At 72.3% G+C, this 11962-nt stretch carries 9 protein-coding genes and 1 other RNA gene; 7 read left to right on the plus strand and 3 right to left on the minus strand.

Annotated elements, in window-relative coordinates; translation table 11 throughout:
* The first annotated feature begins 21 nt into the window (after positions 1-21).
* Both pta and Q9250_RS13875 read left to right on the plus strand, forming a co-directional pair.
* Entirely contained in the window at positions 22-2130 is a 2109-nt protein-coding gene (gene pta / locus Q9250_RS13870) for a phosphate acetyltransferase (RefSeq protein ID WP_306232479.1), read from the plus strand.
* Positions 2127-3320, plus strand: a complete 1194-nt coding sequence (locus tag Q9250_RS13875; protein ID WP_306232480.1) for an acetate/propionate family kinase — start codon at positions 2127-2129, stop codon at positions 3318-3320. The genes pta and Q9250_RS13875 overlap by 4 nt, the downstream gene beginning before the upstream one ends.
* 6 nt (positions 3321-3326) lie before the next feature.
* Here the strand turns inward: Q9250_RS13875 and Q9250_RS13880 are convergent, their stop codons facing one another.
* The gene (locus tag Q9250_RS13880; RefSeq protein ID WP_306232482.1) at positions 3327-4112 is read right to left on the minus strand and encodes a cytochrome b5-like heme/steroid binding domain-containing protein; all 786 of its coding nucleotides are present in this window, start codon (positions 4110-4112) and stop codon (positions 3327-3329) included.
* A gap of 55 nt (positions 4113-4167) precedes the next feature.
* On the opposite strand from Q9250_RS13880, the gene ffs reads away from it, so the two are divergent.
* An RNA gene (gene ffs / locus Q9250_RS13885) (signal recognition particle sRNA small type) lies at positions 4168-4264 on the plus strand.
* Between the two features lie 124 nt (positions 4265-4388).
* Positions 4389-7694, plus strand: coding sequence for a DNA polymerase III subunit gamma and tau (locus Q9250_RS13890; RefSeq protein WP_306232483.1), 3306 nt, complete (start codon positions 4389-4391; stop codon positions 7692-7694).
* 13 nt (positions 7695-7707) lie between these two features.
* On the opposite strand, the gene Q9250_RS13895 is transcribed toward Q9250_RS13890, so the two are convergent.
* Positions 7708-8043 carry a metallopeptidase family protein gene (locus Q9250_RS13895; protein WP_306234004.1) on the minus strand — a complete coding sequence of 112 codons (336 nt, stop codon included), beginning with the start codon at positions 8041-8043 and terminating at the stop codon, positions 7708-7710.
* A gap of 92 nt (positions 8044-8135) precedes the next feature.
* On the opposite strand from Q9250_RS13895, the gene Q9250_RS13900 reads away from it, so the two are divergent.
* On the plus strand, positions 8136-8972 hold the full coding sequence (locus Q9250_RS13900; protein WP_306232484.1) for a siderophore-interacting protein: 837 nt from the start codon (positions 8136-8138) through the stop codon (positions 8970-8972).
* Between the two features lie 33 nt (positions 8973-9005).
* Here the strand turns inward: Q9250_RS13900 and Q9250_RS13905 are convergent, their stop codons facing one another.
* Positions 9006-10760 carry a hypothetical protein gene (locus Q9250_RS13905; protein ID WP_306232485.1) on the minus strand — a complete coding sequence of 585 codons (1755 nt, stop codon included), beginning with the start codon at positions 10758-10760 and terminating at the stop codon, positions 9006-9008.
* 234 nt (positions 10761-10994) lie between these two features.
* Between Q9250_RS13905 and Q9250_RS13910 the strand changes: the two genes are divergently transcribed.
* Together Q9250_RS13910 and Q9250_RS13915 are read left to right on the plus strand one after the other, a co-directional pair.
* On the plus strand, positions 10995-11324 hold the full coding sequence (locus Q9250_RS13910) for a hypothetical protein (RefSeq protein WP_036283758.1): 330 nt from the start codon (positions 10995-10997) through the stop codon (positions 11322-11324).
* Positions 11325-11455: 131 nt separating this feature from the next.
* Positions 11456-11887, plus strand: coding sequence for a hypothetical protein (locus tag Q9250_RS13915; protein ID WP_306232486.1), 432 nt, complete (start codon positions 11456-11458; stop codon positions 11885-11887).
* The last annotated feature ends 75 nt before the right edge of the window (positions 11888-11962 follow it).

Genomic DNA, 11962 nt, shown 5'->3' on the forward strand with positions numbered 1-11962 from the left:
GAGGCGTACTAGCCTGAAGCGGTGCCGACCCGAATCGTCATCGCTTCCCCCGAAGGCCACGCCGGCAAGTCGATCGTCGCTCTCGGGCTCGTCGACGCGCTGAGCCGCCGCGTCGAGAAGGTCGGCGTCTTCCGGCCGATCGCGCGGTCGGCAGCCGAGCCCGATCGCGTGCTCGAGATGCTGCTCGCGCACGACGCGGTCGACCTCGCGTACGACGACGCGATCGGCACCACCTACGCCGCCGTCCACGAGGACGCCGAGGCGGCGCTCGCCACGATCGTCGACCGCTACCACCGCATCGACGAGCGCTTCGACGCGATCGTGATCGTCGGCTCCGACTACACCGATGTCGGCAGCCCCACCGAGCTCGGCTTCAACGCGCGGGTCGCCGCAAACCTGGGCGCCGAGGTGCTGCTCGTGCTCGGCGGCCGCGACCCCGAGACCGACGCTCCCCGCACCGCCGACGAACTGCGGCAGCTGGCGGAGGTCACGACGGCAGAGCTCGTGGGTGCCCACGCATCCATCGCCGGCGTCATCGTCAACCGTGCCGACCCATCCGCCATCGACGGCATCCCCGCGGCGATCGCCGATGCCGTGCCGGCGGAGGTGCCGGTCTGGTCGATCCCGGAGGATGCGCTGCTCAGCGCCCCGAGCGTCGGCACGCTCTTCGCCGCCACCGACGCGCAGCTCGTGCGGGGCGACGCCGAACTGCTGTCGCGCGAGTCGCTCGGCACGGTCGTCGCCGGCATGTCGATGGAGCACGTGCTCGAGCGCCTCATCGAGGGCGGCATCCTCGTCACCCCGGGCGACCGCTCCGACGTGGTGGTCGGCACGATCCTCGCGCAGCGCTCCGAGACCTTCCCGACGCTGGCGGGCATCATCCTGAACGGCGGCTTCGACCTGCACCCCGCGGTGCAGCGGCTGCTCGACGGCCTCGATCTCGCCCTGCCCATCGGCGTCAGCCCGCACGGCACCTACGAGACCGCGCGCCGCGTCGCCACCACCCGCGGCTCGCTGGTCGACGGCACGCAGCGCAAGCGCGACACGGCGCTCGCCCTGTTCGAGCAGCACGTCGACGCCGACGCGCTGCTCGAGCGGCTCGCGGTCGCGACCACCGACGTCGTCACGCCGCTCATCTTCGAGCACAGCCTGATCGAGCGCGCCCGCACCGACGTGCGCCACATCGTGCTGCCCGAGGGCGACGACGACCGCATCCTGCAGGCGGCCTCGACCGTGCTCGCGCGCGGCATCGCGCGGCTGACGATCCTCGGCGACGAGCAGGCGATCCGTCGCCGCGCGGCCGGCCTCGGCCTCGACCTGGCCGACGCGCGCATCGTCGCGACCGACGACGCCGAGCTGCGCCCGAAGTACGCGGCCGAGTACCAGCGGCTGCGGGCCCACAAGGGCGTCACGCACGAGCAGGCCATGGAGCGGCTGCTCGACGTCAGCTACTTCGGCACGCTCATGGTGCACACCGGCGACGCCGACGGCATGGTCTCGGGGGCCGCGCACACGACCGCGCACACCATCAAGCCCTCCTTCGAGACCATCAAGACGAAGCCGGGCGTCTCGGTCGTCTCGAGCGTGTTCCTGATGGCGCTCGCCGATCGGGTGCTCGTCTACGGCGACTGCGCGGTGATCCCGGAGCCGACCGTCGAGGAGCTCGCCGACATCGCCGTCTCGTCGGCGCAGACCGCTCGTGACTTCGGCATCGAGCCGCGGGTGGCGATGCTGTCGTACTCGACCGGCGAGTCGGGCACGGGCGCCGAGGTCGACCGGGTGCGCGCGGCGACGGAGCTCGTGCGCGAGCGGGCTCCCGAGCTGCCGGTGGAGGGGCCGATCCAGTACGACGCGGCAGCGGATGCGGCGGTCGCCTCCAAGAAGATGCCCGGTTCGGCGGTGGCCGGCAGGGCGACGGTGTTCGTGTTCCCCGACCTGAACACCGGCAACAACACCTACAAGGCCGTGCAGCGCTCGGCCGGCGCGCTCGCGATCGGGCCGGTGCTGCAGGGGCTCAACAAGCCCGTGAACGACCTGTCGCGGGGAGCGCTGGTCGGCGACATCGTCAACACCATCGCCATCACCGCCATCCAGGCGCAGGGCGCTGCCGGCACTGGAGGCACCGCATGACCCGCTCGGTCTTCGTCATCAACGCGGGCTCCTCGAGCCTCAAGTACCAGCTGGTCGACCTCGACTCGGGCGCGGCGCTCGCGAGCGGTCTGATCGAGCGCATCGGCGAGACGACCGGCGAGGCCAAGCACGAGCTGCCCGGCCGCCCGAAGGTCGTCGAGCAGCGGGTCATCCCCGACCACGAGAAGGCGTTCGGCTGGGTGCTGCGGCAGCTCGACCAGCACGGGCCCGCGCTCGACGAGGCCGGCATCATCGGCATCGGCCACCGCGTCGTCCAGGGCGGCGCGCGCTTCGACCGCGCGGTGCTCATCGACGACGACGTCGCGCAGCAGATCGACGACCTCGCCCCGCTCGCGCCGCTCCACAACCCCGCGAACCTTCAAGGCATTCGCTCTGCCCGTGCCACCTTCATGGGCTACCCACACGTGGCGGTCTTCGACACCGCGTTCCACCTGACGATCCCGCCCGCCGCGCATCGCTACGCGATCGAGGCGCGCATCGCGGCCGAGCACCGGGTGCGGAAGTACGGCTTCCATGGCACGAGCCACCAGTACGTCTCGCGGCGGATGGCCGAGCTGCTGGGCCGGCCGCTCGACGAGGTCAACACGATCGTGCTGCACCTGGGCAACGGCGCCTCGGCCACTGCGGTGCGGGGCGGCCGCAGCATCGAGACGTCGATGGGCATGACGCCGCTCGCGGGCCTCGTCATGGGCACCCGCTCGGGCGATGTCGACCCCGGCGTGATCTTCCACCTCCACCGGGTCGCGGGGCTCTCGGTCGACGAGATCGACCTGCTGCTCAACAAGCGCTCCGGGCTGCTCGGCATGACCGGCACCGGCGACATGCGCGACGTGCTGCAGTCGGCCGAGGCGGGCATCCCGCGCGCCGTCGAGGCGCTCGAGGTCGTCGGCCACCGGCTGCGCGGCACCGTCGGCGCCTACCTCGCGCACCTCGGCCGCACCGACGCGATCGCCTTCACCGCCGGCATCGGCGAGAACGCCGCGAAGGTGCGCGAGGTCGCGCTGGCCGGGCTCGAAGGGCTCGGCATCGTGCTCGACCCGGAGCGCAACGCCGGTCGCGGCGAGCGCCGCATCTCGGCAGACGGGTCGGCGATCGAGGTGTGGGTCGTGCCGACCAACGAGGAGCTCGAGATCGCCCGGCAGGTGGCGGCGCTGGTCGACGCCGGCTGAGCCCGGTCAGCGCTCGGCGAGCTCGCCGATCGCGAACTGGCTGAGCTGCTCGGTGGGGAGCGCGTCACCCGAATGCTGCGCGCCGAAGTCGTCGGACGCATCCGTGCCGCAGATCCCGAGGATGCGGTCCGGGCCGCCGGGGTGCTGCGGGATCCACTCCGTGACGTCGTAGACGGTGCCCTCGATGGCCACCCAGCAGGAGGCGGAGTCATCGTGCTGCGCGACCGTGGCGATCGAGATGTCCTCACCGCCGGTGGGCGCGGCAGAGGGGGCGCCGGTGGCCTCGGGCGCCGACGCGTCCGGGGTCTGCACCCCGACCCGGTCGCCCCAGGCGGCCGTCGCGCCGGAGTGGCCGGTGAGCACCGCGATGATCACCGCACCGACCGCGAGCGTCGCGAGCACCGTGCCGACGATCAGCCCGACCACGCCCGTGGGCCGGCGCACCCGCGCCTGACGGCGCTGCCACAGCCACCACGCGAGCGTCGCGGTGAAGAGGATGCCCGCCGTCGCCAGCAGCCAGTTGCCGAGCTCGGCGTGCTGCCCGGGGTCGCCGACGCGCAGCGCGAGCGCCTCGCCCGACAGCTTCGCGACCAGCGCGCCGCCGGTCGCCATGCCGAGCATGACGATGACCGGCCAGGCCAGCACCGTGCGCCAGCGCACGACCACGAGCATCAGCAGCAGGCCCATCGCGCCGAGCGGCAGCAGCACCACGGGCACGTGCACCGCGAGCGGGTGCAGCGGGAGTCCGGCGAAGAGGTCGAAGGGATTGCCCGTCGCGGCGATCGGCAGCATGCGCACACGCTACCGGGCGTGGGTGCGGGGCGGTCCGCGCATTCGGTACGATGGATGCGGCTCCCCGCGTGGCGCCATCCAGGCCAAATCCCCCAGGTCGGAGACGAAGCAAGGGCAACCGGGCTCTGGCGGGTGCGCGGGGGGTCCTTCCCGTCTCTGGGTGCTGCAGGCGCCGTCGATGGATGTGTCCCTCGCGCCCGCTGCCGAAGACCTGCAGTCCCGGTAAGCGTGTGGAGCGCGGCATCGCGCGTCACCGGCGGCAAGTAGCCTGGGCGCATGGTCGCCGCTCTCTATCGTCGCTATCGGCCGGAGGCCTTCTCCGAGCTCATCGGGCAGGCGCACGTCACCGATCCGCTCAGCACGGCGCTCCGCGCCGACCGCGTGAACCACGCCTACCTCTTCTCGGGCCCGCGCGGCTGCGGCAAGACGACCAGCGCCCGCATCCTCGCCCGCTGCCTGAACTGCGCGCAGGGGCCGACGCCCGAGCCGTGCGGCGTCTGCGACTCCTGCATCGAGCTCGGCCGCGACGGCGGCGGCTCGCTCGACGTGGTCGAGATCGACGCCGCCAGCCACGGCGGCGTCGACGACGCCCGCGACCTGCGCGAGCGCGCCACCTTCGCGCCCAGCCGCGACCGCTACAAGGTCTTCATCATCGACGAGGCGCACATGGTGACCTCCGGCGGCTTCAACGCGCTGCTGAAGATCGTCGAGGAGCCGCCGGAGCACATCAAGTTCATCTTCGCGACGACCGAGCCCGAGAAGGTCATCGGCACGATCCGCTCGCGCACGCACCACTACCCGTTCCGGCTCATCGCCCCGGCGCCGATGCTCGAGTACGTGCAGCAGCTCTGCGCGCAGGAGGGGGTCGAGGTCGCTCCCGGGGTGCTGCCGCTGGTGGTGCGCGCGGGCGGCGGCTCGGCGCGAGACACGCTCAGCCTGCTCGACCAGCTCATCGCGGGCTCTGAGGGCGGGGTCTCCTACGAGCACGCGGTCGCCCTGCTCGGCTTCACGCACGGCGAGCTGCTCGACGAGATCGTCGCTGCGCTCTCGGGGGCGGATGCGCCAGGGCTGTTCACGGCGATCGATCGCGTCGTGCAGTCGGGGCAGGATCCGCGCCGCTTCGTCGAAGACCTGCTGGAGCGGCTGCGCGACCTGATCGTCGCGCACGCCGCGAAGGATCCGGCGGCGATCCTGCATGGCGTGCCGCCGGAGGAGCTCGCGACGCTCGTCGAGCAGGCACGGGGCTTCGGCAGCGCCGAGCTGTCGCGCGCCGCCGACATCGTCGCGAGGGCGCTCACCGACATGGCCGGCGCCACCAGCCCTCGGCTGCACCTCGAGCTGATGGCCGCGCGCCTGCTGGTGCCCGAGTCGGGCGACCCCGAGGTCGGCACGATCGCGCGCGTCGAGCGCATCGAGCAGCGCCTCGACGGCGGTGCCGCGCTCACGGCAGCCCCCGCGGCCGCGGCAGCCCCCGCCGCGTCGGCACCGGCGCCGGCTGCGAAGGCGGGCGCGGCGCCCTCACCGGCGGTGAAGCCGGACCAGCGCGCCGAGGTGGACCATGCCGTCGCCGACGTCGGTCAGCGACACCTCGCGCCGGTCGCGGGCCGCCTGGTGGCGCTGCTGCAGCGGCCGCGTGAGCGCCTGGTCGACGATCCGCCGCGCCCGCACCCGCAGCCGGCCGGGCGTCGTCGCCTCGGCGACCGCCACCAGCTCCGCCTCCACGCGGGCCCGCTCGGCGGGGTCGGCGTCGACGTCGAGCCGCAGCGGCAGCGTCGCGGCCGTGATGACCCGCAGGTGCCCGCTCGCGATGCGGCCGGCCTTGTGCGCTTCGTGGGCGGCGGGCAGCTCGGTGACCGTCGTCCACGCGTCGGTGAGCTGCTGCTCCATGGTGCGGTCGGCGGCGCGCAGCTCCACCGCGAGGATCGAGGCAGTCTCGCGCAGCGCCATGCCGGAGTCGCCGCGGTCGTCGAGCATCGCCTGGAAGCGCGCCGCCATGAGCTCCCGCTCCTCGGCCTCCAGCCGCGCCCGCTGCGCGTGGAGCGCCTTCACCCGGCCGGCGAACGCCACCTCCGCCCGCAGCGCCGCGAGCACCGGCGACTCGACCGGCGGCGCCAGCGGCGGCACCGCCATGCGGCCCGCGACCACCTCGTCGAGCTCCGCCTCCGTCAGCGGCGCCAGACGCGCCGACCAATCGGCATCGAACGCATCCAACTCATCCTGCAGCTCCGACGCCGACCGGCCGTGCGGGTCGACCAGGCCAGCGCGCACCGCGGCGACGTACTCCTCGCCATCGATGCCCCAACCGTCCATGCAGAGATCACACCACGGGCCACTGACACGGAATCGGGGCTGTGGAGAACCAGTGGCTGCAACCATCTCAGCCGTGCAGCTGCTCGCCATCGACATCCGAGCCGAGGTGCGCGAGGCGCTCTGACCGGTCGAGCGCGCGCGAGGGATGCTGCGCGTAGGCTGAGCCGCCGGCATCGGCCGATGCCCGTGATCCGCCAGGAGGCTCTGATGCCCATCTCCACGAAGGCGCTGCAGAAGACCGGCCCCGATCAGCCGTTCCGCATCGCCACGATCGAGCGCCGCGACCCGCGGCCGAACGACGTGGTGATCGCGATCCGCGCGGCCGGCATCTGCCACAGCGACATCCACACGATCCGCGACGAGTGGGGAGCTGCGCCCTTCCCGCTCACCGTCGGCCACGAGATCGCGGGCGTCGTCGAGGCCGTCGGCGACGCCGTCACCCGGCACGCGATCGGCGACCGCGTCGGCGTCGGCTGCCTCGTCGACTCGTGCGGCGCGTGCGAGCAGTGCCTCGCCGACGAGGAGCAGGACTGCCTGAACGGCTCCGTCGGCACCTACGCCGCCGTCGATCGCGACGGCTCGATCACGCAGGGCGGCTACAGCGAGCGCGTGGTGGTTGACGAGCGCTTCGTGCTGCGCATCCCCGACGGGATCGCGCTCGACGTGGCCGCGCCGCTGCTGTGCGCCGGCATCACGCTCTACTCGCCGATCGACCGCTGGGGCGTCGGCCCGGGCAAGCGAGTCGCGGTCGTCGGCCTCGGCGGCCTCGGCCACATGGGCGTGCAGCTCTCCGCGGCCAAGGGCGCGGAGGTGACGGTGCTCTCGCGCAGCCTCGCGAAGGCCGACCTCGCGGCCGAGCTGGGCGCGGCCCGCACGGTGGCGACCGGTGAGGCCGGCTGGGCCGACGCGCATCGCGGCGAGTTCGACGTGATCCTGAACACCGTGAGCGCCGACCTCGACCTCGGCGCCTACCTGTCGCTCCTGAAGCCCCACGGGGCGATGGTGAACGTCGGCCTCCCGCCCGAGCCGCAGCAGATCTCGCTCGGATCCCTGATCATGGGCGGCAAGGTGCTGGCAGGCTCGAACATCGGCGGCATCCGCCAGACACAGGAGATGCTCGACTTCTGCGCCGAGCACGGCATCGGCGCGGTCATCGAGCGCATCGGGATCGACGAGGTGGATGCGGCGTACGACAGGGTGGTCGATGGTGACGTGCGCTTCCGCTTCGTCATCGACACCACGGCGCTCGCCGACGCGACGGCGGTCGCATAGAAACTGCGAGCGGCTACGCCCAGCCGAGCTCGTGCAGCTGCTCGTCGTCGATGCCGAAGAAGTGCGCGATCTCGTGCACGAGCGTCGTGCGCACGTCGGCGCGCAGCTCCTCGAGGGTCTCGCTGGCATCGAGGTGCGGCAGGCGGTAGACCATGATCCGATCGGGCAGCTCGCCGAACCCGTACTGCCCCCGGTCGGTGATCGCGACGCCCTCGTAGAGCCCGAGCAGGTCTTCGTCGGGGTGCTCGTCCTCGACGAGGAACACCACGTTGTCGAGCCCGTCGACCATCTCGTCGGGCAGCTCGTCGAGCACCTCGGTGACGAGCGACTCGAACGACTCCTCGCTCATCTCCAGCACTGGCTGCCTTTCCTCTGCTGCACGCTGATCGTGAGCCTACCGAGGGCTGTCGGGAGCGCCCCCGCTGATACCGTCGAGACCACATGAGCACTCCAGATCGCCCCTCGCGCCCCGCCCGCCCGCAGCACGTCATGCAGGTGCTGAGCACCGAGCGGATCGCGCCCAGCCTCGTGCGGCTGTGGCTGGGCGGCCCGGGCTTCGCCACCTTCACGGCGAACGACAGCACCGACGCCTACGTCAAGCTGTGGTTCGCGAAGCCCGAGCTGGGCCTCGAGCCGCCCTACGACGTCTCGGCGCTGCGCCAGACGCTCGCGCCGGAGGATCTCCCGGTCTCGCGCACCTACACGGTGCGCGACGTGCGCGACGACGCACTGGCCATCGACGTGGTCGTGCACGGCGACGAGGGCGTCGCCGGCCCCTGGGCCGCGCGGGCACAGCCGGGGGAGCGCGTCGTGTTCGGCGGCCCCGGCGGCGGCTACCGCCCCGACGAGACCGCCGACTGGCACCTGCTGCTCGGCGACGAGTCGGCGCTGCCGGCCATCGCCCGCGCGATCGAGTCGATGCCGGCCCAGGCGATCGGCCTCGCGCTCATCGAGGTGCGGGATGCGTCCGAGCAGATCACGATCGCCGCTCCCGACGGCGTCGAGGTCCGGTGGCTGCACCGCGGCGAGCCGAGCCAGCAGACGGTCGGCCTGCTCGCCGACGCTGTGGCCGCGCTGGAGTTCCGCGACGGCCGGCCGCACGTCTTCGCGCACGGCGAGCGCGAGTCGATGAAGGCGCTGCGCGACGAGCTCTTCGGCCGCCGCGGCCTGGCGCGCGGGCAGGTGTCGCTGTCGGGCTACTGGGCCCAGGGTCGCACCGAGGATCGCTTCCAGGCGGAGAAGCGCGAGCCCATCGGCGTCATCCTGCCCCAGGACTGACTCGCGTCGCACGGCGCGACGGTCCTGCCGTCGCTATTGGTACGTGATCAGGTCGGGCACGGGCGAGACTCCGCCGACAGTCTGCTCAGGAGTCAGCATCGGAAGATCCTCGTCATAGAAGTTCTTCCATCCCCAGTGCAGGCCTTCCGGGGCGTCGCGCTGCAGGGCCGCCCAGGTCGCCTGCTTCTCGGGCTGCGAGCCCAGGCCGTCGACATGGAGGAGCATGGCCAGCTCGGGACGGCTGAGGTCGAGCGACTGCCGATCGGTGATCATGTCCGACCGGAACTGGTGCAGCACGAGCATCTTCTGCGGCAGGCCCTGCGCGTTGGTGAGGTCGGCCAGCCACGTGACGACGCTGTTCACCTCCGCGGCGCTGACCGAGCCGATCTGACGCAGGTGCACCTCGTCGGGGGCGAGGCGCCATTCGGGATCGAGCGCGAGCCCGACGTGCGGCAGCTCGAGCAGCGATCGGTACTGCTGCGCCTGGGTCAGGAAGTCGGTGCGACCCGGCTGCAGGTCGATCACGACGTAGATCCCGGCCTCGGCCGCGGCATCCACCAGCGGGCGGAGCTCGTCGACGGGCAGCTCGTTGGAGTAGTTGCCATCCGGCCCTGGCTCGCGGGCGGCGACGGTCGCGATGATCTCGAACATGGGCACGACGGTCTTGTCGGTCAGCGCCGCGTAGGGCGCCGCGACGTCACGTGCCCGCTGGATCGATGCGGCGGCATCCTGCTCTCCCAGCACGCCGAGTGCGCTCGTGCTCGGCGTGCCGTAGAGCGCGACGAACTGCCGCTGAGCGAACAGCTGCTGTCCGCCGCCGGCGAGCTGGAAGCCGCCGCGCGCGGAGCGGACCTCCCACTCCAGCGCCGGCCGCGCAGAGAATGCTGCGCCGAGCGCGAGCGTCCTCGTCGTGGTCGAGGCGTGCAGGGCGTCGACGACGGATGCCGTGGACTGCGGGTTCTCGGAGCCCTGCGGCACGAGGTGCACCGGCACACCCGCCGCCCGCGCCGTGGCGATGGCGCCCAGCTGCCGCACGTCGTCGATCGCCAGCGCGAGGGTGTCCGTGAGCGGCGCTGCCGGCAAGGGCCGCGGCACGGCGTCGGCCCGTGGGGCGGCGGTGTCGCCGGGCGCATCGACGGCCAGTCCGGCGATGCCCGCTGCGAAGCCGGAGGCGTCAGGCGCGGTCGGTTGGCCGATCGTCGCGCCCGCGGCTCGTCGGACGGCGGCTTCCGTGGCGTCCACCCGTTCGATCGCCACGCTCGAGCCCGCGCCCTCCTCGGGCAGCCGGGCCACGTCGCCGATCACGAGGGCGGTCGTCGCAGCGAGCCGGTGCAGCTCGGTCGACAGGGCGGAAGCGCCGTCCGCGTCGGGCGTCGTCGGCGATGGCGGCAGCGGCGCGGGCGAAGCGATCGCGGCCCCGGCCTCCGGAGCTGTCTCAGCTTGAGCCACCAGCAGCGGCACGCCCAGCGCGATCGCTGCCCGGGCGCTCAGCTCCTGGCCCTGGGCGTCGCCGGCGGCGGCGATGACCACCAGCGGTGCGGCGTCGAACAGCACCCGGCTGGTGGCGATGGATGCGTCCTGGTCGTTCGGGTCCGCGATCACCGTGAGCACGGCATCCGGCTCGGATGTCTGCACCGCTGCGCGCTCAGGCTGCGCGGAGGCCGGCTCGGACGTCTGCACCGCGGTGCGCTCGGGCTGCTCGACGTCCGAGGGCACGCAGGCGGTCAGCAGGAGCGCTGCCATCAGGGCCAGGGCTGCGGCCTGCGACGGTCGAGTGCGGAGCGGCATCCGTCCACGCTACGTCACAGGTGTGACGTCCGAACGAGGAAGAGGTCCGAACTGCCTGCCGGGGATGCTTCCCTGGCCGGGAGTTCGGACCTCGTCCGTCTGGGGTGCCTGGATAGCACGTTCGGCAACTCCGCCCCCAAGACGAAGACCCTCGTCACCCGCATGAATCGTGGGGTCTACGAGGTCTCGCGGCGTCCCCCGCTCAGCGCTCCGAGGGACGATCGGGGGCCAGTCGTGAGGACTGTCGAGACGGCTCAAACTTTTCTGACCGCTGCTGAGGTCGACGCTCTCATCGGCGACTACCTGGGCGGGATGGGCGTCAAGCAGCTCGCGGAGCGGTACGGAATCCATCGTGCCACGGTGTTCTCCCACCTCCGCCGCCGGAACGTGCCGAGTCGTCGGCCGGGGCTGGGCCTCGACGAGAAGGCGGAGGCCGTGCGGCTTGCGCGAGCGGGAGTCTCGATGCGGGCGATCGGTCGCCGGATGGGTGTCGACCGCAAGGCCGTGCGAGCGGCGCTGGTCGAGGCTGGGCTCATCGTGGACGACGCCAGCGACGGTGCATAGCGCACCTCCGCGCCGCTGATCCACCGGGGTTGCCGGCGCACCTCGTCGGTGACGAACGCCGAGAGGAACCGGCGAGGCCGAGCTTGAGTGAACTGGCGACCGACGAACAAACCGCGCGAATGGTGCTGTCTATGCTCGTCGAACCCAACGATCCGGACGGGCCACATCCTGGCTCCCCCGGAGCTGTCGAGACGCTCTGGCTCGCCGAGTGCGATGGAGCGGTGGTGAGCCTCAGCGCCGTGGATGCGCAGGTCTGGCGCGCCCGTTTCAGCGCACCGGAGGCGAAGGACGTGGCTATGAGCATCGGCCGGGTTCAGCAGTCTGATGTTCGAGCGCCGTCTCGATCGTCGACGCCGATTCGGGACGTTCCGCGCCAGCAGCCACGCACCCTTCTGCCCGTGCGGCTGCACCTGGTACTCATGCACGAACTCGCGAATCTCCGGCGCCGTGGACCCTGGACCGATAGACATGAACATCGCCTCCTGGCTGATCGTGAAGTGATTCACAACCAGCCTGGCGAAGAGGGCATGTCACGAAACAACGTCCCTGGGCATCACATCTAGACGCGATCCCGGCCGGCGTGTCGGGCCGTTACCGTCGACGGCGGCTCGCGGCCTACCGAGGCTCCGCGGGGCGCG

Source organism: Agrococcus beijingensis (assembly GCF_030758955.1).
Classification (GTDB): Bacteria; Actinomycetota; Actinomycetes; order Actinomycetales; family Microbacteriaceae; genus Agrococcus; species Agrococcus beijingensis.